General features: G+C 71.7%; 17 protein-coding genes and 3 pseudogenes. 5 read left to right on the plus strand and 15 right to left on the minus strand.

The window, feature by feature from the left end:
• Window positions 1–47: 47 nt before the first annotated feature.
• The 3 genes and pseudogenes from EAO72_RS02325 to EAO72_RS02335 form a co-directional block, all read right to left on the minus strand.
• Window positions 48–956: pseudogene (locus tag EAO72_RS02325) on the minus strand (serine/threonine-protein kinase); the annotation flags it as partial.
• A 32-nt stretch (window positions 957–988) separates the two neighbouring features.
• Window positions 989–1,873 carry an oxygenase MpaB family protein gene (locus tag EAO72_RS02330; protein WP_148015482.1) on the minus strand — a complete coding sequence of 295 codons (885 nt, stop codon included), beginning with the start codon at window positions 1,871–1,873 and terminating at the stop codon, window positions 989–991.
• A gap of 264 nt (window positions 1,874–2,137) precedes the next feature.
• Entirely contained in the window at window positions 2,138–2,329 is a 192-nt protein-coding gene (locus EAO72_RS02335) for a hypothetical protein (protein WP_148015483.1), read from the minus strand.
• Between the two features lie 118 nt (window positions 2,330–2,447).
• Here EAO72_RS02335 and EAO72_RS02340 point away from each other — a divergent pair.
• Window positions 2,448–2,900, plus strand: a pseudogene (locus tag EAO72_RS02340) (LuxR C-terminal-related transcriptional regulator); the annotation flags it as partial.
• A gap of 141 nt (window positions 2,901–3,041) precedes the next feature.
• Here the strand turns inward: EAO72_RS02340 and EAO72_RS02345 are convergent.
• The 7 genes from EAO72_RS02345 to EAO72_RS02375 all read right to left on the minus strand — a co-directional run bounded on the left by EAO72_RS02345 (window position 3,042) and on the right by EAO72_RS02375 (window position 10,156).
• Complete coding sequence (locus tag EAO72_RS02345; RefSeq protein WP_261991277.1) at window positions 3,042–4,529, minus strand: sensor histidine kinase; 1,488 nt, start codon at window positions 4,527–4,529, stop codon at window positions 3,042–3,044.
• Window positions 4,526–5,224: a response regulator transcription factor gene (locus EAO72_RS02350; RefSeq protein ID WP_148015484.1), complete on the minus strand. Its 699-nt coding sequence runs from the start codon at window positions 5,222–5,224 to the stop codon at window positions 4,526–4,528. Before EAO72_RS02350 ends, EAO72_RS02345 begins: the two co-directional genes overlap by 4 nt.
• A gap of 35 nt (window positions 5,225–5,259) precedes the next feature.
• On the minus strand, window positions 5,260–6,135 hold the full coding sequence (locus EAO72_RS02355) for an ABC transporter permease (protein WP_148015485.1): 876 nt from the start codon (window positions 6,133–6,135) through the stop codon (window positions 5,260–5,262).
• A complete protein-coding gene (locus tag EAO72_RS02360; protein ID WP_148015486.1) occupies window positions 6,135–7,049 on the minus strand; it encodes an ABC transporter ATP-binding protein in 915 nt (304 codons plus the stop codon). The genes EAO72_RS02355 and EAO72_RS02360 overlap by 1 nt, the downstream gene beginning before the upstream one ends.
• A gap of 306 nt (window positions 7,050–7,355) precedes the next feature.
• Window positions 7,356–8,534 carry an acyl-CoA dehydrogenase family protein gene (locus tag EAO72_RS02365; RefSeq protein ID WP_148015487.1) on the minus strand — a complete coding sequence of 393 codons (1,179 nt, stop codon included), beginning with the start codon at window positions 8,532–8,534 and terminating at the stop codon, window positions 7,356–7,358.
• 102 nt (window positions 8,535–8,636) lie between these two features.
• Window positions 8,637–9,794 carry a methyltransferase gene (locus tag EAO72_RS02370; RefSeq protein ID WP_148015488.1) on the minus strand — a complete coding sequence of 386 codons (1,158 nt, stop codon included), beginning with the start codon at window positions 9,792–9,794 and terminating at the stop codon, window positions 8,637–8,639.
• Window positions 9,795–9,958: 164 nt separating this feature from the next.
• Window positions 9,959–10,156: a hypothetical protein gene (locus EAO72_RS02375; RefSeq protein WP_148015489.1), complete on the minus strand. Its 198-nt coding sequence runs from the start codon at window positions 10,154–10,156 to the stop codon at window positions 9,959–9,961.
• Between the two features lie 229 nt (window positions 10,157–10,385).
• On the opposite strand from EAO72_RS02375, the gene EAO72_RS02380 reads away from it, so the two are divergent.
• The gene (locus tag EAO72_RS02380; protein ID WP_148015490.1) at window positions 10,386–11,210 is read left to right on the plus strand and encodes an endonuclease I family protein; all 825 of its coding nucleotides are present in this window, start codon (window positions 10,386–10,388) and stop codon (window positions 11,208–11,210) included.
• Window positions 11,211–11,228: 18 nt separating this feature from the next.
• Here EAO72_RS02380 and glsA read toward each other — a convergent pair whose 3' ends face one another.
• From glsA to EAO72_RS02395, 3 genes are all read right to left on the minus strand, one after another.
• Complete coding sequence (gene glsA / locus EAO72_RS02385) at window positions 11,229–12,560, minus strand: glutaminase A (protein WP_148015491.1); 1,332 nt, start codon at window positions 12,558–12,560, stop codon at window positions 11,229–11,231.
• 13 nt (window positions 12,561–12,573) lie between these two features.
• Complete coding sequence (locus EAO72_RS02390) at window positions 12,574–13,140, minus strand: hypothetical protein (protein WP_148015492.1); 567 nt, start codon at window positions 13,138–13,140, stop codon at window positions 12,574–12,576.
• Window positions 13,141–13,237: 97 nt separating this feature from the next.
• Window positions 13,238–13,732, minus strand: a complete 495-nt coding sequence (locus EAO72_RS02395; RefSeq protein ID WP_148015493.1) for a DUF1269 domain-containing protein — start codon at window positions 13,730–13,732, stop codon at window positions 13,238–13,240.
• 131 nt (window positions 13,733–13,863) lie between these two features.
• Between EAO72_RS02395 and EAO72_RS02400 the strand changes: the two genes are divergently transcribed.
• Window positions 13,864–14,988, plus strand: a complete 1,125-nt coding sequence (locus tag EAO72_RS02400; RefSeq protein WP_148015494.1) for a baeRF3 domain-containing protein — start codon at window positions 13,864–13,866, stop codon at window positions 14,986–14,988.
• A 78-nt stretch (window positions 14,989–15,066) separates the two neighbouring features.
• On the plus strand, window positions 15,067–15,390 hold the full coding sequence (locus tag EAO72_RS02405) for a plasmid stabilization protein (RefSeq protein ID WP_148015495.1): 324 nt from the start codon (window positions 15,067–15,069) through the stop codon (window positions 15,388–15,390).
• A gap of 55 nt (window positions 15,391–15,445) precedes the next feature.
• Here the strand turns inward: EAO72_RS02405 and EAO72_RS02410 are convergent, their stop codons facing one another.
• Window positions 15,446–17,833 (minus strand): phosphoketolase family protein, encoded by a 2,388-nt coding sequence (locus EAO72_RS02410; RefSeq protein WP_148015496.1) that lies wholly within the window; start codon window positions 17,831–17,833, stop codon window positions 15,446–15,448.
• A gap of 33 nt (window positions 17,834–17,866) precedes the next feature.
• Window positions 17,867–19,279: an NADP-dependent succinic semialdehyde dehydrogenase gene (locus tag EAO72_RS02415; RefSeq protein WP_148015497.1), complete on the minus strand. Its 1,413-nt coding sequence runs from the start codon at window positions 19,277–19,279 to the stop codon at window positions 17,867–17,869.
• A 66-nt stretch (window positions 19,280–19,345) separates the two neighbouring features.
• Here EAO72_RS02415 and EAO72_RS02420 point away from each other — a divergent pair.
• Window positions 19,346–19,493 (plus strand): annotated as a pseudogene (locus tag EAO72_RS02420) (aldehyde dehydrogenase family protein); the annotation flags it as partial.

Below are 19,493 nucleotides of genomic sequence, written 5' to 3' on the forward strand. Positions count from 1 at the left end.
ATGCTGCCGGACTCGGTCGACCACTCGGCGGGCCCACCGGGGAGTTCGACGGGGGCCGGCGGCGCGAGCAGCACCCGGCCGGTCGGCTCCAGGTGCGGCTGCTCGCCGGTGCGGCCGACGGCGATGCGGCGGCGCAGGTCTCCGGCGTCCACCGGCCGCTGGTCCGGCGCCTTCGCGAGCAGTTCCAGGACGACGCGGTCGAAGAACCCCGGCAGTTCCGCCCGGTGGGTGCGCAGGGGTTCGGGAGCGGTGTCACGGTGGCCGACGAGCACGCCCCAGGCGTCGTCGAGGTCGAACGGCGGTGCCCCGGTGGCGATCTCGTACAGGACGCAGCCCAGCGAGTACAGGTCACTGCGGTGGTCGACCTGGCCGCCGCTGATCTGTTCCGGCGACATGTAGTGCGGGGTCCCCATGGCGATGCCGACGCCGGTGAGACGGGAGGTGACCGCCATGTCGTGGCCGAGCCTGGCGATGCCGAAGTCGCAGATCTTCACCGTCCCGTCGGCCAGCCGCATGATGTTGGCGGGTTTGAGATCGCGGTGGACGATGCCCTGCTGGTGGGTGTAGCCGAGGGCGTCGGCGACCTGCTCGGCGATGTCGACGACGTCGTCGACGGGCAGCGGCAGCTGCTTGTTGTCCTCCAGGAGCTCGCTGAGATTGCGGCCCTCCAGAAGCTCCATCACCAGATAGAGCACGCCCTCGTGCTCGCCGAAGTCATGGACGACGGTGACGCCCCGGTGCTGGAGGGCGGCGGCGACCCGGGCCTCGCGGCGGAAGCGTTCCCGCAGGATGCGGGTGAAGTCCTGGTCGTGCTGCGGACCCATGGGTTTGAGGCATTTGACGGCGACCTGACGGCCCAGCGACTCGTCGCGGGCACGCCACACCTCGCCCATACCGCCCCGCCCGATCAGATCGAGCAGCCGGTACCGGCTCTGGATCAGCCTGGTTTCCGCCATCCCCGCTGTCGCCCCCGTCACTCCGCCWGCTGTTACTGCGCCCTCCCCGGCCCTCCCAGTATGGCTGCCTGCCTTTTCAGTGTGTACGGGGTGGGGCGGCTGCCGGGTCCGAGCCGCGCCATCGCGTTCACAATGTGACCGGGCGGGAGTTTCCAGCGCAGCCTCGACGGGATGGCCCGCAGGGCGGCACCGGTGGTCCGCAGACGGCGGTCGACGGTGGCCACGGGCGGCACCGGTCGGCCGTACAGCTGGTGGGCGAACGGGGGCAGCGACTGGTAGGCCAGGGCCGCCACACGCCGCCACAGCACGGCGCGCGCAGGTACGAGCAGCGGATGGACCGGTGGCCGGCGCAGGAACGCGTCGACACCCAACGCCTCGGGCGAGGAGGCCAGTCGGGGCCGTATCCGCTCGAAGTAGGCGGCGAGCTGTGCGGTGCTCGCGGGCACTTCGGACGGATCGAGGCCGACAAGGCGGGCGCCGGTGCGGTGTTCGTCGACGTACCGGTCGGCCTGGGCGTCGGTGAGCGGGTAGCCGGAGCGCCGTTCGACCTGGAGATAGGAGTCGACCTCCGCGCAGTGCACCCAGAGCAGCAGTTCCGGTTCGTCGACGCCGTACGCCTCGCCGGTCAGCGGGTCGGTGGCCTTCAGGAGCCGGTGGATCTTCCGGACCCGGGCTCCGGCCTGCTCGGCGGCGTCGGTGGTTCCGTAGGTGATCGTCCCGACGAACCCCGCCGTACGCATCAGCCGGCCCCAGGCGTCCTCGCGGAAGTCCGAATTCTGCATGACGCCGCGCACGGCGCGCGGATGGAGCGCCTGGAGGTACAGGGCGCGTACGCCGGCGACCCACATCATCGGGTCACCGTGCAGCTGCCAGGTGACCGATGCGGGCCCGAAGAGCCCGGGGTCGGCGTCCGTCATGTGCGCGTACCTCCGCTCGGCGGCGAACCGGGCACTCGTCGGGAAGGGCGCCTCCGGCCACGACGCGGTCCGGGGGCGCCTCTGCTCCCAGCATCCGCTGTCCGTCGCCGTCCCGGCAACTCCCCGTCGAGGGCGTCGTGACGCACCCGACGCGCGCTTCCCGTTCCCCGGGCTCTTCGTGGATCATCCGCGACCCACGGTCCTCTCTCGCATCCGCTGTGACAAGAGGCCAAAACAGCGGGGGCACCGGGTCGCCGCGGTGGTTCAGACGTCGCGCAGCCGCAGCGTCGCACCGCCGGCGGTCAGCGCCCCGGCGGCCCACAGCGCCGCCACACCGAGTCCTTCCCACGGACCGATCGGAAGCCGCTCGACGCCGACCGTCGTCTGGACGGAGAGCCCGGCCGTCATGGGGGCGATCTGCTGAAGGAACCGGTGCGGGCCCGGATCCGTGATCACAGCCCGGGGAGGTGCGCGGTGCCCACCTCGGCCCACTCGCCGCCGCTCGTCGACTGATATCCGGTGACGGTGTCGCCGGAGCGCTCCAACGGCATCGAGGCCACCCGTCAGCTCCTGGACGAGGGCGCCCACCGGGGCAGAGGTGCCCCGTGTCCTCATCCTGACCACGTTCGACCTGGACGAGTACGTCTACGACGCGCTGCGCGCCGGAGCCAGCGGTTTTCTGCTCAAGGACGCCACCGCCGAGCGGCTCTTCGACGCCGTGCGCGTTGTGGCCGCCGGGGACGCCCTGCTCGATCCCGGGGTCACCCGCCGGGTGATCGGTGAGTTCGCGCAGCTGCCCGCCAGGGCCAGGACCCGGTCGTCGACGCGCCTGAAGACGCTCACGGCACGGGAGACCGAGGTGCTGCTGCTCGTCGCCGAAGGCCTGTCGAGCGTCGAGATCGCCGCGCGCCTCTTCGTCACGGAGGAGACGGTGAAGTCACATGTCAGCCGCACGCTGGCCAAGCTGGGGCTGCGGGACCGCACCCAGGCCGTGATCGCGGCGTGCGAAACGGGGCTCGCCGTCCCCGGGCTTCCGCGGGGACGGCTGGCGTTCTCCAACGGGGCCGGCGCTCCGTTGCGGCCCTGCCGGTGCGGGCGGACCTGATTCATTCGGATATCAGTTGTCCACGCCCAAGATTTCCACCGGGACCGTGCCGGGTTGCCCCGCTCAGGAGTGCAGCGGCAACAGGATGCGGAAGGTCGCGCCGGCGCCGGGGCGCGTGTGAATCTCCGCGCGGCCGCCATGGGCGCGTACGAGGGAGTCGACGATGGCCAGCCCCAGGCCGGCGCCGCCACCGGCCTGGGCACGGGCGCGGGCCCTGTCCGCCCGGTAGAAGCGGTCGAAGGCCCGCTCTGCCTGATCTCGGGTCATACCCGGGCCCTCGTCACGGAACTCCAGGACGGCGAGGCCGTCGCTGGTGCCGACACCGATACGTACCGGCGTGCCGGCGGGGGTGTGGGCGACGGCGTTGCCCACCAGGTTGGAGGTGACCTGGTGCAGCCTGGCCTCATCGCCGAGCACGGGGGCCGCGGCCACCGGTCCACCGCCGGGGCCGGTGAGGGTGACGGGCCGCGTCGGATCGAGTGCGCGCAGATCGTGCAGGGCGTCGGCGGCCAGGGTGCGCAGGTCCATGGGGGTGACCTGCAGGGTCTGCGCGGCGGCGGCAGCGTCCTCGTCGAGGCGGGCCAGCAGCAGCAGTTCCTCCACCAGGCCGGCCAGCCGTCCGGCTTCGCGTTCGATGCGGCTCATCGAGGCGTCGACGTCGGCGCGCTCCGGCATGCCGCCCATCCGGTACAGCTCGGTGAAGCCCTTGATGCCGGCCAGGGGCGTGCGCAGTTCGTGGCTGACGTCGGCGATGAAGCGGCGCATGCGCTGCTCGGTCTCGGCGCGGGCGGCGTTGCCCGCCTCGATCCTGTCGAGCATGCCGTTGAGCGAGGTGGACAGCCTGCCGATCTCGGTGCGCGGGGCCGCCAGCTGTGGGACACGACGGGAGAGGTCGCCGGAGGCGATGGCGGCGGCCGTGGACTCGATCCGGCGCAGCGGCCTCAGTCCGCCGCGCATCGCGAACCATCCGGCCAGGCCCAGCAGGGCCAGGACCGCGGCGTCGATGAGAAGAACCTTCTTGGCGAGTTGCCTCATGGCGTCATCGACGTCGCCGCGTGAGCCTGCCACCACCACACTGCCTTCAGAACCGCCGCTCGTGCCGGCCGTGCTCGGCAGGGCAACGGCCCGCCAGCTCTCGCCGCCGCCCGTCGCCTCCAGGGCAAAGGGCTTGCCGTCGTGCGCGGCGACCGCCGCGGTATCGAGACGGGGCAGCTGGGGCGCGGGGCCGGTGGCGGGCCGGATGACCCTGGTGACCTGCCCGTCGGGGCCGAGGACAGCGACGTAGACGTCCGGGAGCCACAGCTCTTCCACGCTCTGGCGGAGCTGCGGTGCGTCCTTCCCGATCGCGTCCGCCAGGCCGGGAAGGCGCGCGGCCACGGCGGCGAGGCCCGCGACCCGCTCGTCGAGCCGACGGACGAGTTCGCGTTGGAGCTGGTCGATGAGCAGACCGGTGCTGGCGAGGAGCGCGGCGACGAGCAGTGCGAGGGTGATCGCCAGAAGTCGGCTGCGCAGCGACAGCCGTCTGCCGGGCCGGGCGTCGGAACCCTTCACTGCGCCGGCCTGCGCAGCACGTATCCGGTGCCGCGCACGGTGTGGATGAGCTTGGGCTCGTACGCGTCCAGTTTGCGGCGCAGGTAGCTGATGTAGGAGGCGACGATACTGTCGTCGCCGCCGAAGTCGTAGTGCCACACGAGATCCAGGAGCTGTTCCCTGGATAGCACCTGGCCGACGTGTTCCATCAGGACGCGCAGCAGGTTGAATTCGGTGGGTGAGAGCGGAACGGTCTCACCCGCGCGGGTCACCTGGTGGCTGTCGGGGTCCAGTACGAGGTCGCCCACGGTCAGTCGGCCGTCCGGGGCCTGGCCGCTGGTACGGCGCAGGATGGCCCGGATGCGCAGGATCAGCTCTTCGAGGTTGAACGGCTTGGTGACGTAGTCGTCGCCCCCGGCACTCAGTCCGCTGATCCGGTCCTTGGCCGCGTCCAGCGCGGTCAGGAACAGAACCGGCGGCGGGCCGCCCGGCGCGGGCGGCCCGTTCCGGCGCAGCCGCCGTACGACCTCGAAGCCGTCGAAGTCCGGCAGCATGACATCGAGGACGATCAGGTCGGGACGTCCGTGCCGCACCGACGCCAGTGCGTCCGCTCCGGTGGTCACCGACGTCACGGAGAAGCCGGCGAGTTGCAGGCTCGCGGACAGCAGTTCCCGCAGCGTGGCGTCGTCCTCCACTACCAGCAGCTGGTCTGTCATCGCCGTCCCGTTCATCAGTGCCTCGTCCGATCTTCCTACGCGTCCCGTTTGCGGAAGGTGAGAAACGCGGCGGCCAGCAGCACCGCGACGCTTCCAGCCATGACCGCGAGCCCGGCCCAGGGCGTGAGCAGGGCCGGGTCCCGGTAGCCGGTCATGATCTGTGCGCCGGCGGACGGCGGCCAGTACTTCGCGGTCCAGTCCGACAACGGAGCGGGGAGCGCCGGACCGAACGCGGGCACGATCAGCAGGGTGGCGAAGAGGGTGGTCACGGTGGATGTGGTGCTGCGGATCAGCGTTCCCGCGGCCAGGCCCATGAGACCGGCCAGGGCCAGGAACAGCCCGCCGCCCAGGATGGCGCGCACGGCGTGTGGGTCGGACAGTGTCAGGTGCGGCGCGCCGGCCCCCTTGAGCGCGGCCCGGCCCACGAGGAATCCGCTGAACGTGGTCGCCCATCCGGTGACCAGCGCGATCGAGGCGAGCACGGCCGCCTTGGCAGCCAGGACCCGGCTGCGGTGGGGGACGGCGCTGAGCGTACTGACGACGGTGCGGCTGCCGTACTCCGCGGTGATGACCATGCCGCCCAGCAGGGCGACGGTGACCTGCGCCAGTATGTAGCCCTTCAAGCTGGTGGACAGCGGGTCGAAGGCAAGCTTGTCCGCCGCTGTCATGGCGGCGAACTCGTCCCCGGCGGAGGAGCCGTTGAGCGCGGCGAGGCCGCCGCCCGTCAGAAGTGTGCCGAGGACGACGTACAGCGTGGACCGCATCGTCCGGACCTTGATCCACTCGGCGCGGAGAGCGTGCCGGAACCTGGCCCGGCCGGCGTCCTCGCGGGCGGGCGTGGTGCGCCGTCGGCGTGTCTGCGCGAATGTGCCGCGGGTGCGCGTGCGGACGGGGGTGAGCGTCTTGCCCATCAGGCGGCGTCCTTCTCGGAGGAGTACTCGACGCTGTCCTGCGTCAGCTCCATGAAGACCTGCTCCAGGGAGGTCCGGCGCAGCGTCAGCTCATGGAGCTCGATGCCCCCGGCCGCGGCGAGAGCGCCGATCTGCGCGGGGCCGGTGCCGGTCACGACGAGCCTGTTCTCGCCGTCCGGGCGGACCCCGGCGCCTGCTTGGGTGAGCCGGCGGCCCAGGTCGGCGGCGCGCGGCGCGCGCACCACGACTTCCTGGTCGGAGTGCTCGGCGATGAACGTGGCCATACGGGTGTCGGCGATCAGCCGGCCGCGGCCGATCACGACGAGGTGATCGACGGTGAGTTCGATCTCGTTCATCAGATGGCTGGACATCAGCACTGCGCGGCCCTCCGCCGCCATCCGGCGCATCAGCTTGCGGATCCAGACGATCCCTTCGGGGTCGAGCCCGTTCAGCGGCTCGTCCAGCACGAGCACCGGCGGGTCGCCCAACAGCGCAGCCGCGATGCCCAGCCGCTGCTTCATGCCGAGCGAGTAGGTGCCGGCAGCCCGACGGGCGACGCCCGACAGCCCGACCTCCTCCAGGACGGCCGCGACGCGACCGCGGCCCAGCCCGTTGCCCGCGGCCAGCGCCAGCAGATGGTGGTAGCCGCTGCGGCCGGGCAGCAGGGCTCCGGCATCCAGCAGCGCTCCCACGGCCCTCAGCGGCGCGGGCTGCTCGGCCACCGGCAGGCCGTTGACCAGGGCGGTGCCGGCGGTCGGGGCGTCCAGCCCGAGGACCATCCGCATCGTCGTCGACTTTCCGGCGCCGTTCGGCCCCAGGAAGCCCGTGACCTCTCCGGGACGGATGGTGAAGCTCAGGTCGTCGACGGCCGGCACGTCGCCGTAGCGCTTGGTGAGGCCATTCACCTCGATCATCGGATCCTCCAGCAGGGCGTGAAGTCATGCACCGCGGTCGGTGCATCCGAGATCAAGACTGGCCGGGGCATCTGGAACCGGTTGGGCAACCGTGTGAGCCGCATGTGAGCCCGGCACCCCTCGATGCCGCAAACGCGCAGCTCAGCCGATCAGGGCCGGGTTCGGGAGCGCCGCGCCACCGGCGGACTCACAGACAACTCCCATGAAACTGCGGCCGCCGTGTGCGTGCGCCCCGSCGGGGCGCACGCACACGGCGGCCTCCGGGCGACAGTGTGTCCAGGGCCGGGAGGTGGCCCTCGCAGGGTCTCAGCGGCGTACCCGCGGCATCCCGAGGCCGATCCACGAGATGATCTCCCGCTGGATCTCGTTGTTGCCGCCGCCGAAGGTGAAGATGACGGCGGACCGGTATCCGCGTTCGAGTTCGCCGTGCAGGACGGCGCCCGCGGAGCCCTCCTTGAGCGGTCCGGCGGAGCCGACGACCTCCATGAGCCAGGCGTACGCGTCGCGGCGCGCCTCGGAGCCGTAGACCTTGACCGCGGAGGCGTCCTGCGGGGTGAGGGTGGCGTGCTGGACGGCGGACACCATCTGCCAGTTGAGGAGCTTCATCGCGTCGAGCCGGACGTGGGTGCGGGCCAGGCGGGCGCGGACCCAGCCGAGGTCGATGACGCGGCGGCCGTCGGCGAGGCGGGTTTCGGCGGCCCAGCGGCGGACGTTGTGCAGGGCGCGGATGGCCATGGTGCCGTGGGCGGCGAGGGTGACGCGTTCGTGGTTGAGCTGGTTGGTGATGAGCCGCCAGCCCTTGTTCTCCTCGCCGACCCGGCGGGAGACGGGGACGCGGACGTTCTCGTAGTAGCTGGCGGTGGTGTCGTGGGAGGCGAGGGTGTTGATCAGGGTGCAGGAGTAGCCGGGGTCGGAGGTCGGCACGAGGAGCATGGTGATGCCTTTGTGCGGCGGGGCGTCCGGGTCGGTGCGGGCGGCGAGCCAGACCCAGTCCGCGGTGTCACCGTTGGTCGTCCAGATCTTCTGTCCGTCGACGACGTACGTGTCCCCGTCGCGCACCGCCCGGGTCTTGAGCGCGGCGAGGTCGGTGCCGGCGTCGGGTTCGCTGTAGCCGATCGCGAAGTCGATCTCCCCCGCCAGGACCTTCGGCAGGAAGTAGGCCTTCTGCTCGTCGGTGCCGAACTGCATGATCGTCGGTCCGACGGTGTTGAGGGCCATCAGCGGGAGCGGCACGCCCGCCTGGGCCGCCTCGTCGAAGAAGATGAACTGTTCCATGGGCGACAGACCACGGCCGCCGTACTCCGTGGGCCAGCCGACGCCGAGCCAGCCGTCGGCGCCCAGGCGGCGGATCGTCTCGCGGTAGAAGCGCTTCTGGGCGGCCGGGTCGGCATAGCGCGCGTAGGCGTTGTCGGGGACCAGGGCGGCGAAGTACGCATGCAGTTCGGTGCGCAACTGCTGCTGTTCAGGCGTGTATTCGAGGTGCACGGCCCCTCCAGGAGTCTCGCTTCGCGTCGCCCGTGTGCGGCGGCGCACACAGTAGAACGTGTTGCAAGAATCCGGAAGGGGCGCGGGCCGGCCGCCCTGATGTCAGCGTTTGACGGCGCGCAGCACGACGAACTTGGGGTCGCCGGCCACCGTGGTGCAGTTGCCGAAGATCCGTCGGAGCTGGGTGTGGTAGGCGAGGTGGCGGTTGCCCACCACCCACAGTTCGCCGCCCTGGCGCAGCGCGGTGCGCGCGCCGTGGAACATGGTCCGGGCGGTCGCGTCCGTGGTGGCCTGATGCGAGTGGAACGGCGGGTTGCACAGGACGAGGTCGGCGCCCCCGGGCTCGGCGCCGGCCAGCCCGTCACCGACCACGAAGCGGGCCTCGGCGTCCGGTGCGGCGTTGGCCCGGAAGGTCGCCTCGGCGGAGGCGAGGGCCTGGTAGGACTCGTCGACGAAGGTGAGCGAGGCCTCGGGGTTGGCGAGTGCGGCGGCCAGACCGAGCACGCCGTTGCCGCAGCCGAGGTCGACGACCCGGTCGGGGCCGCTGCGCACCGGAAGGTGCTTGAGGAAGAAGCGGGTGCCGATGTCGAGCCGCTCCGCGCAGAAGATCCCGGCGTGGTTGACCACCGTGCGGCCGGCGACGGCCCCGGCGTCGTCGGGCAGCTCGTAGTGGTAGGGCCAGGGGCTGGGGGTGCGGCTCAGGGAGGGGTCCGGCGTGCAGTGGATCAGCCGGGCCTTCTTGACCGCCAGCGAGGTACGGGTGGGGCCGATGATCCGCTCGAACAGCTTGAGGGTGGAGGTGTGGATCTCCTTCACCATGCCGGTCCCGATGACGACCGTGCCGGCGTGGACGGCGGGGGCGAGCCGGTGCAGCTGGTCCTCCAGGAGCGCGAGGCTCTTGGGCACCCGGACGAGCAGGACGTCGATCCGGTCCGGCGGCGTCTCACGGGCGGACAGCAGGCGCACGGCAGCGGGATCAGTGCCGTTGCGTTCCAGGTTCGCCGCCGTCGCCCGCTGGGCGAGGTAGGAGTCGGTGATCTGTACGGGGCGGTGCGCGGCCAGCGCCGTGGCCAGTGCGCCCCAGCGGTCGCCGACGATCACGACGCGGCCGGAGAGGCCGACCGGCTCGGCCCCGTCGATCCCCTCCAGATGCCGCAGCAGGTACTCGTCGGCCGCGTCCCATGCTCGGAACGGGTCGCGGGGGTTCTCGGGGAATCGGGCGAGGTCGTAACCGGCCCCTGACGTCGTCAAACGGTTCATATTGTGTTCAGGCTAACCGAGCGGCGCCACACGCCCCGCACACCCTGCCGCCGACGAGCGCCCGTACCGGCTCGCACCGCCCCGGTGCGGCCCGGCCCGGTGCGGCCCGGCCCGCCGCAGCGCCGGCTGGACGCCGGTGGCCACGGCGGGCGGACCGAGAGGTTCTACGGCAACAGCTTGTCGATGGCCGCCCTGCCGTCCCTGGCCAGCCTGCGTTCGGCCCACTCGAGATTGCCGGGTGTCAGGTCGCGCCCGGAGGCGAGGACCACGTCCTCCGCCGTGGGATGGTCGCTGCCACCGGTGTGCAAAAGGCTGTCGGGGGTCACGCCCCGTACGGATATGGATTCGGGCTCGTCGCTCATGCCGCCTCCTCGTCCTTGCGGCAATTCTCACCCCCCGCCGACGGGGGCGCATCCGATGCCCACCCGCACCCTCACTTGACCTGCACATGATAGGTACGCAGCGTTCACACCTCGGTCACGGTGCGTGTGGAAGGCTCCCGCTGACCACCACGTAACACGACCACCGCGGAGCCGCCCCCCACCCTGTGACGGCGCCGCGGTGCCCGTATTTCCGGAGAGGACACCCCACATGTCCCGTCGTCACCTTTTCCACCGGCGCCCCCTGCTGGCCACGATCGCCGCATTCGCGGTGCTCGGCGGAACCGCTGCCGCCGCACCGGCCACGACGCCGCAGGCCCCGGCGCGGTCCGCCGGCGGGCTCGGCGCCCTGGACGACACGTACTACCAGGACGCGCTCGGCAAGACCGGCACCGCGCTCAAGGGTGCCCTGCACACGATCATCAGCGACCAGACGAAGCTGACCTACAGCCAGGTCTGGGACGCGCTCAAGGCCACCGACGAGGATCCGGCCAACTCCTCGAACGTGATCCTCCTCTACACCGGCCGCTCCGAACCCAAGAGCGACAACGGCGGCAACGTCGGCCAGTGGAACCGGGAGCACGTCTGGGCCAAGTCCCACGGCGACTTCGGCACGGCCACGGGCCCCGGAACCGACATCCATCACCTGCGCCCGGAAGACGTGTCGGTCAACTCCACCCGCGGCAACAAGGACTTCGACAACGGGGGCACCGAGCTGGGCGACGCACCCGGCAACTACACCGACGGCGACTCCTTCGAACCGCGCGACGCGGTCAAGGGCGACGTGGCCCGCATGATCCTCTACATGGCGGTGCGCTACGAGGGCGACGACTCGTTCGCCGACCTCGAACCCAACGACAGCGTGTCGAACGGCTCCGCACCGAACATCGGCCGGCTCTCGGTACTGAAGACGTGGAGCGAGCAGGACCCGCCGGACACCTTCGAACAGCGCCGCAACGACGTCATATTCGATCAGTTCCAGCACAACCGGAACCCGTTCGTCGACCACCCCGAGTGGGTCGAGGCCATCTGGTGACCTGACCCTCCTGGACGGTCACCAGGACGAGGCCGTCGCCGCGCACCGGGCGACGGCCTCCTCGCGGGAGGCGAAGGAGCGCGTGGCCCCGGCCTCCTCGCCCGGCTCCACGAGGCGGCCGTCCGGGTCGGCCACGGCGGTGGGCCTGCCGTCGGCGGCGAGCCGGGCCAGTCCGCTGCGCAGCATCGCCCGGGCCACCGTGTCGATGTCCGTCACCCGAACCAGGTCGAGTACCACGGCGCCGGTCCGTCCGGTGCCCGCCTCGTCCAGGGCGTACAGGACCCGCTCCGCGGCGGTGAAGTCCAGCGCCCCCTGCGCCGCGGCGACCGCCACCCCACCGCGCCCGCTCCCGGCCTCGGGCCCGCCCGGCGGGCCGCCGGCGGTGGTGACCAGGGTGACGGTGGAGCCCGCCAGTGCCGGGTTGTGCATCAGATGCAGGCCGAGGCGTTCCGAGAGCGTCCCGATCGCCAGACGTCCCCGCACGGACGTCCCGGTCCGATCGAGCAGCGGGCTGTACGCCGCCAGCCCGAACCGGGCCGGCCCGGCGGCGATCACCCCGCCGGACACCCCGCTCTTGGCGGGCAGCCCCACCCGGAGCAGCCAGTCGCCCGACGCGTCGTACATGCCGCAGGTCGCCATCACGGCGAGCACCTGGGCGGCGACGGGTTCGGCCACCACCCTGTCCCCGGTGAGCGGATGGACGCCGCCGTGCGCCAGGGTCGCCGCCATCGCGGCGAGGTCCAGGGCCGTGACCCGTACCGAACACTGCCGGAAGTACGTCTCCACCGCCGCCACCGGGTCCACGGGCAGGGGCCCGGTGCTGCGGATGAGGTAGGCGAGCGCGCGGTTGCGGTCCCCGGTGGCGGCCTCGGAGGCGTACACCTCCTCGTCCACGTCGAGCCTCCGGCCGGCGAAGCGGCTCAGGCAGTCGAGGATGCGTCCGAACCTCGGCGCGACGGGGGTGTCCGGGATGAGAGCCGTGGTGACGATGGCGCCGGCGTTGACCATCGCGTTGGCCGGGCGCCCGGTCCCGCGCTCCAGACTGATGGCGTTGAACGCCTCGCCGCTGGGCTCGGCGTTCACCCAGCGGGACACCTCGTCGAGGCCCAGGAGGGACAGGGCCAGAGCGTAGACGAACGGCTTCGACACCGACTGGATGGTGAACGGGACGCCGGCATCGCCCGTGCTGTACCGGTGGCCGTCCATGCTGACCAGGGCCAGGCCGAAGGCGCCCGGGTCGGCGAGGGCAAGTTGCGGGATGTAGTCCGCGAGCTCGCCTTCGCCGGCCCCGGCGTACCTGGAGTGCAGTTCTCGCAGCGCGTCCGTGACCGCGCCGGTGGCAGGGCTCACCCGGTCCCGGCCGTCAGCCGCGCTCGGCCTGGGCGATGCGGGGGAACGACTTGACGCCGGCGGCCTTGCGGCTGTTGGCGTGCTGACTGACCGTCCGGTCCGGCGGTGCGTCGGCGAAGCCGAGCACCACGGAGTCGAGGACCTTGCCGGACGCGTCCACGAACTCGACCCGCACGGCATAGAAGGCGGCCTCGTCCGTGCGGTTGGTCACCCGCACGAGGGCACTGCGGAACTGCTCCGACGCCGCGACCGGGAGTCCGTTGACGGAAACGTCCGCGACGGCGTTGCCCTTGCCCTCGACTCCCTCCAGCGTCGCCACCGCCTTCTGCCGGTTGCGTTCCACATCGGCGGAGACCGAGGCCGCGAAGTCGTCCTGGGTGCGCGGGCTCCGGGTGGGCGTGGCCGTCCTGGCCGGCTCCGGGGACACGGTCTGGATGCTTCGGGCCGTGCCCTGCGACGAACTGTCGTCGCTGTCGCAGGCCGCGGTGCCGGCGACGATCAGCGCGGCGAGCAGGGCGGGGGTCAAGCTGCGGGCGGTGCGGCGGCCGCAGGCGCGCCGCGCGGGACTGGTCTGGTTCACGGACGCTCCGTCTGCTCGGAAGTACGAAGGGAAGTAGGGGCCGACGAGAAAGGGGCCGGCGAACGGGGGACCTGCCGCGGGGCCGCTTCCTGGATGGTCATGCCGCGTCCTCGCCGAAGACGTCGCGCAGCCGCTGCTCGCCGAGGCTGTCCAGATTGCTGTGGAGCAGTTCGGCGCCGCCGCCGGGGAGCGCCTCACTGATCCGGTCGGGCACCTCGTTCATGGTCAGCAGGAACAGCGCCGAAGTGCCGGGCGTGATCTTCTCCTTGACCTCGGCGATGAAGTCGTCGTCGATCCCGACATCGGCCAGCTTGCCGCCGAGCGCTCCGGCGGCCGCGCCGATGGCTGCGCCGAGCAGCGGCATCAGGAAGATCAGGCCGAACAGCATGCCCCAGAAGGTGCCGCTGAGCGCGCCCGCGCCGACCAGGTTGAGCAGCTGTTTCGTGCGCGGCTTGGCACGGTCGGCGGGCCAGCTCACCACGGCGGCGTCGAGGATCTTGATCAGTCCCTCCTTCTGAAGGGATTTCAGCGCTGTCTCCACGTCCTCGGCGCCTTCGGCCGACTGGAACTTCCACACGGTGAGCGTGGACATCGCGCATACCTCCCGAGCCCGGAATGACCAACTCGCTCATATTAGGATCAAAAGGTATGAATTGACTCGTCGAATCACCCGCACACACCCGCTCGCACGGCAGTGCGCACAAGTCCCCCGGGAGGGAACTGATGGATACGGACGCCCTGACCGCCGGTCTGTTGCAGGAGCTCCGCGCGGCCAAGCCCTATCCGGCCCTGTCCCTGACCATGCCGACGCACCGGCGGGCACCGGACAACGCCCAGGACGCCGTACGGCTGCGCAACCTGGTGTCCGAGGCCGGCAACCGGCTCGACGCCGACCCCGACGCCGGCCGTGAGGTGCGCGCGGCGGTCAAGCAGCAGCTCGACCGCGCGGTCGGCGAGGTCGATCCGCGCCGCGCCCTGGACTCCCTGGTGATCCTCGCGACCGCCGACGAGTTCCAGATCTGGCAGCTGCCGCGCACGGCCCCCGAACGGGTGGTGCTCAGCGACACCTACCTGACCCGCAACCTGGTCGCCGCGAAGGCGCAGGCGCGGCCGTTCTGGACGCTCACCGTGTCCGCGGACCACGCCGCCCTGTTCAGCGGCACGTCCGACGCCGCGCACGAGGAGCACATCGGCGGCTTCCCGCTGACGGCTCCGCGCGAGGCGCCCAACCCGCAGCGCGAGGAACGGATCGGCGACACACCGAGCACGTTCACCGACGAGGAGACCCGGCAGTTCCTGCGCACTGTGGACGAGAAGCTGCGCGGGGTGCTGGCCACCGATCCGCGCCCGCTCTACCTGGTGGGCCTCGCCCCCGCGCTCGCGCTGCTCGACGAGGTCGGCGAGGCGGCCAAGGACGCGGTGGGCCGGGTCACCAAGGGTGCCCCTGCCGACACCTCGCCCAGCGATCTGCTGACCGAGCTGCGCCRCGCGCTGGAGGCCCGGCAGAAGCGGTTCGCCGCGGAGATCGACGGCAAGCTGGACGAGGCCCGCGGGCGGCGTGCCTTCGCGGGCGGGCTCGACGAGGTGTGGGCCGCCGTACGGGAGGGACGCGCCGGCCTGGTGGCGGTGGAGGAGCACCACCAGCAGACGGTCAGGGTCGACCAGGAACACCTGGTGCCGGTGAGCGGCGACGCGGCGGACCCGGCGGACCCGGCGGACGGCAACGTCCGCGAGGACATCGTCGACGAACTGGTCGAAGCGGCGCTGGACAGCGGCGCCGAGGTCGTCTTCGTCGCGGACGACTCGCTGAAGGAGCACGGACGGATCGCGGCGGCACTGCGCTATTGAGCGGTTGGCTCCGGTCCGGCCCCCTTTGTCACACTGGAGGTGTCCCCCGGGCCGAAGCCACCGAGAGGAGAACGCGTCATGCCGCGCGGATCGAATCGGAAGCGGGAACGGCAGTACGAGCACATCAAGGAGAGCGTCCAGGAGCGCGGGGTCGGCGAGGACCGTGCCGAGGAGATCGCCGCCCGGACCGTGAACAAGGAGCGCGCCCGCGCCGGCGAGTCGCGGACCGCGAGCCGTACCTCGGTCGAGGACATCTCGTCCTCGCGGCGTGGCGGGCTCCGCTCGCACAGTGGCGCCGCGGGCCCCACCCGCGACCAGCTCTACGAAGAGGCGAAGCACAAGAACGTCAAGGGGCGTTCGGCCATGACGAAGGCGGAGCTGGCCCGCGCGGTCGGCCGCTGACCTCCCGCATGGCGAAGGCCCGGACGGCGCGTGAGTCCGGGCCTTCGCCGTGACCTCAGCCCTCCCAGGTCCAGTCCGCCACCTCCGGCAGGTCCGTGCCGTGGGCGCGGATCCAGTCGTGGTGGCGGGTCCGGGTGTCGGCCATCTCCTGGCGCACCGCCGCGGCACGGACCCCCAGTCCGGGGACACGGTCGATGACGTCCATGACCAGGCGGTAGCGGTCGAGGTCGTTGCGGACCACCATGTCGAAGGGCGTGGTGGTCGTGCCCTCCTCCTTGTAGCCCCTGACGTGCAGCTGGGCGTGCCCGGCGCGGCGGTAGGCCAGCCGGTGGATCAGCCAGGGATAGCCGTGGTAGGCGAAGATCACCGGCTTGTCGCGGGTGAACAGGGCGTCGTACTCGGAGTCCGGCATCCCGTGCGGGTGCTCGGAGTGCGGCATGAGCCGGGCGATGTCGACGACGTTCACCACCCGCACGGACAGTTCCGGCAGATGCCGTCGCAGCAGTCCGGCGGCCGCGATGATCTCCAGGGTGGGTACGTCCCCGGCGCAGGCGAGCACGACGTCGGGTGCGCGGCTGCCGTCCTCGGTGCCCGCCCACTCCCAGACACCCGCGCCGCGCGCGCAGTGCGCGCGGGCCCGGTCGAGGGTGAGCCAGTCGAAGCTCGGCTGTTTGCCCGCCACGATCACGTTCACGTAGTCCCTGCTGCGCAGCACGTGGTCGGCCACGGAGAGCAGGGTGTTCGCGTCCGGCGGCAGGTAGACGCGTACGACCTCGGGGCTCTTGTTCAGGATGTGGTCGACGAAGCCCGGGTCCTGGTGCGAGAAGCCGTTGTGGTCCTGGCGCCAGACGTGTGAGGTGAGCAGGTAGTTGAGGGAGGCGATGGGGCGGCGCCAGGGCAGCCGGCGCGAGGTCCGCAGCCACTTGATGTGCTGGTTGACCATCGAGTCGACGATGTGGGCGAACGCCTCGTAGCAGGAGAAGAGCCCGTGCCGGCCCGTGAGCAGATAGCCCTCCAGCCAGCCCTGGCACAGGTGCTCGGAGAGCACCTCCATGACCCGGCCGTCGCGGGCGAGATGCTCGTCGGTCGGGAGGGTGTCCGCCTGCCAGGCCTTGCCGGTCGCCCCGTAGAGGGCGTCGAGCCGGTTGGAGGCGGTCTCGTCGGGGCCGACGACCCGGAAGTCCCGCCGGCCTGCGGTGGCCGCCATGACGGCCTCCAGCAGCCCGCCGAGTACCCGGGTCGGTTCGTGGAGGACGCTCCCCGGCTTGTCCACCCGCACGGCGTGGTCGTCGAGGGCCGGCATCGGCAGCTCGCGCAGCAGCAGACCGCCGTTGGCGTAGGGGGTGGCGCCGAGCCGCGCCTCGCCTTCCGGCACGCAGGCGAGGACCTGGTCCGTGGGGCGCCCTTCGGTGTCGAAGAGTTCCTCGGGCCGGTACGAGCGCAGCCACCGCTCCAACTGCCCCAGGTGCTCCGGATTGTCGCGGACCCCGGGCAGCGGGACCTGGTGGGCGCGCCAGGTGCCTTCCACGGGCAGTCCGTCGACCTCGGCGGGCCCGGTCCAGCCCTTGGGCGTACGCAGCACGATCATGGGCCAGCGCGGCCGTCCGGTCCGACCGCCGGTGCGGGCGGCCTCCTGGAGTTCCCGGATGCGGTCGACGGCGCGGTCCATCGCGGCGGCCATCGCCCGGTGCACGGTGAGGGGGTCGTCCCCCGCCACGTACAGGGGTTCATGGCCGTAGCCGCGCAGCAGGGCGTCGAGTTCCGTCTCGGGGAGGCGGGCGAGCACCGTGGGGTTGGCGATCTTGTAGCCGTTGAGGTGGAGGACCGGAAGGACGGCCCCGTCATGGACGGGGTCGAGGAACTTGTTGGCGTGCCAGGATCCGGCGAGCGGTCCGGTCTCCGCCTCGCCGTCACCGATGACGCAGGTGACCAGGAGGTCCGGGTGGTCGAGCGCGGCGCCGTAGGCGTGGGCCAGGGCGTAGCCCAGTTCGCCGCCTTCGTGGATGGAGCCGGGGGTCTCCGGCGCGACATGGCTGGGCACGCCGCCGGGGAAGGAGAACTGCTTGAACAGCAGCGCCATCCCCGCCGCGTCCCTGCTGACGTCGGGGTAGGTCTGCGTGTAGCTGCCCTCCAGCCAGGAGTTGGCGAGGACCGCGGGACCGCCGTGCCCGGGACCCCAGACGCACAGCGCGTCGGTCCCGCGCGAGGCGATGATGCGGTTGACATGGGTGTACACGAGGTTGAGTCCCGGCGAGGTGCCCCAGTGGCCGAGGAGCCGGGGTTTGATGTCCTCGGGGACGAGCGGCCGGGACAGCAGGGGGTTGTCCATCAGGTAGATCTGGCCGACGGCCAGATAGTTGGCGGCCCGCCAGTGCGCGTCGAGCGCGGCGATCTCTTCGTCGGTCGGGCCGGTCGTCGACGGGGACGGCGGGGCGTCGCTCATGGTCACCTCTCAGCAGGCTGTCCGGTGGTCCGGTTACCTCGGCTCGGGGCCGTACCAGACGGTGGTGGCGTTGCAGAACGCGCGGATGCCGTGACCGGCGAGCTCACGTCCGTATCCGGAACGCTTCACCCCGCCGAACGGCAGCGCGGGGTGCGAGGCCGTCATGCCGTTGAAGAACACACCGCCCGCCTCCAGGTCACGGACGCAGCGCCGGCTCTCCTCGGCGTCGCGGGTCCAGACGTTGGAACTGAGCCCGAAGGTCGTGTCGTTGGCCAGCTCAAGGGCCTCGTCGAGGCTCTCGGCCCGGTAGAGCGTGGCGACGGGGCCGAAGGTCTCCTCGTGGTGGATGCGCATGGCGGGAGTGATCCCGGCGAGGACCGTCGGGGCGTAGAACCAGCCGCGCTCCAGTCCCCCGGCCAGGCCCTCGGGCCGGCCGCCGCCGCACAGGGCGGTCGCGCCCTGGCCTACGGCGTCGTCGACGAGCTCCTCCAGGTCGGTGCGCCCCTGTTCGCTGGCGAGCGGACCGATGTCGGTGGACTCCTCCAGCGGATCGCCCACGGTCAGGTCGCGCATGCCCACGGTGAAGCGTTCGGCGAACTCCTCGTACACCTGGGTGTGCACGATGAACCGCTTGGCGGCGATGCAGGACTGTCCGTTGTTCTGGACGCGCGCGGTGACCGCCGTGCGGGCCGCCTTGGCGACGTCGGCGGAGGGCAGGACGAGAAAGGGGTCGCTGCCGCCGAGCTCCAGGACGGTGGGCTTGATCTCGTCCCCCGCGACGGCTGCCACGGCACGGCCGGCCGGTTCGCTGCCGGTCAGGGTCGCCGCGGCCACCCTGCGGTCGCGCAGGATCGCCTCGACCGCTCCGGAGCCCACCAGAAGCGTCTGGAAGCACCCGGCGGGGAACCCGGCCCGGTGGAACAGGTCGCCCAGGTACAGCGCGGTCTGCGGCACGTTCGAAGCGTGCTTCAGCAGACCCGTGTTGCCGGCCATGAGTGCGGGGGCCGCGAACCGCATGACCTGCCAGAGCGGGAAGTTCCACGGCATCACGGCGAGCACGGTGCCCAGTGGCCGGTAGTGGACGTACGCGCGTGAGGCACCGGAGTCCTCGACGTCGGCGGGAGAGGGATGCTCGTCGGCCAGGAGTTCCTCGGCGTGGGCCGCGTACCAGCGCATGGCCTTGGCGCACTTCGCGGCTTCGGCCCGGGACGCCTTGAGGGGCTTGCCCATCTCCAGGGTCATGGTGCGGGCGATGTCCTGCTGGTCCTCGTCGAGGAGGTCCGCGGCGCGGTTGAGGAGCCGGGACCGTTCACCGAATCCGGTGGTGCGGTAGGCGCGGAAGGCGGCGTCCGCCGCGGCGAGCCGCCGCTCGATCTCCTCCGCTCCCTGGGCGTCGAACGTTCTGAGGGTCTCGCCGTTCGCGGGGTTGACCGTCGCGATGGGCATGACTGTGGCCTCCTTGCCTCGGTACTTCGACCGTGCCGCGCCACCGGCTCCGGCGCAACGCGGGCCCCCGCCCTGCGCATCCACCACGAGGAGACCTTCGGCCCCGTCGCCACGCTCTACCGGGCCGAGAGCCTCGACGAGGCCCTTGAGCTGGCCAACGACACGACCTTCGGGCTCAGTTCCAACGTCTGGACCCGCGACGCCGAGGAGAGCC

The sequence above is a fragment of the Streptomyces sp. OR43 genome (genome assembly GCF_008042275.1).
GTDB lineage: Bacteria > Actinomycetota > Actinomycetes > Streptomycetales > Streptomycetaceae > Streptomyces.

What these genes read in the sequence shown, in the direction of transcription:
- EAO72_RS02330 (WP_148015482.1), bottom strand. Translation starts at nt 1,873, where the DNA reads ATGACGGACGCCGACCCCGGGCTCTTCGGGCCCGCATCGGTCACCTGG.
- EAO72_RS02350 (WP_148015484.1), bottom strand. Translation starts at nt 5,224, where the DNA reads ATGACAGACCAGCTGCTGGTAGTGGAGGACGACGCCACGCTGCGGGAA.
- EAO72_RS02355 (WP_148015485.1), bottom strand. Translation starts at nt 6,135, where the DNA reads ATGGGCAAGACGCTCACCCCCGTCCGCACGCGCACCCGCGGCACATTC.
- EAO72_RS02360 (WP_148015486.1), bottom strand. Translation starts at nt 7,049, where the DNA reads ATGATCGAGGTGAATGGCCTCACCAAGCGCTACGGCGACGTGCCGGCC.
- EAO72_RS02370 (WP_148015488.1), bottom strand. Translation starts at nt 9,794, where the DNA reads ATGAACCGTTTGACGACGTCAGGGGCCGGTTACGACCTCGCCCGATTC.
- EAO72_RS02375 (WP_148015489.1), bottom strand. Translation starts at nt 10,156, where the DNA reads ATGAGCGACGAGCCCGAATCCATATCCGTACGGGGCGTGACCCCCGAC.
- EAO72_RS02380 (WP_148015490.1), top strand. Translation starts at nt 10,386, where the DNA reads ATGTCCCGTCGTCACCTTTTCCACCGGCGCCCCCTGCTGGCCACGATC.
- EAO72_RS02395 (WP_148015493.1), bottom strand. Translation starts at nt 13,732, where the DNA reads ATGTCCACGCTCACCGTGTGGAAGTTCCAGTCGGCCGAAGGCGCCGAG.
- EAO72_RS02405 (WP_148015495.1), top strand. Translation starts at nt 15,067, where the DNA reads ATGCCGCGCGGATCGAATCGGAAGCGGGAACGGCAGTACGAGCACATC.
- EAO72_RS02410 (WP_148015496.1), bottom strand. Translation starts at nt 17,833, where the DNA reads ATGAGCGACGCCCCGCCGTCCCCGTCGACGACCGGCCCGACCGACGAA.
- EAO72_RS02415 (WP_148015497.1), bottom strand. Translation starts at nt 19,279, where the DNA reads ATGCCCATCGCGACGGTCAACCCCGCGAACGGCGAGACCCTCAGAACG.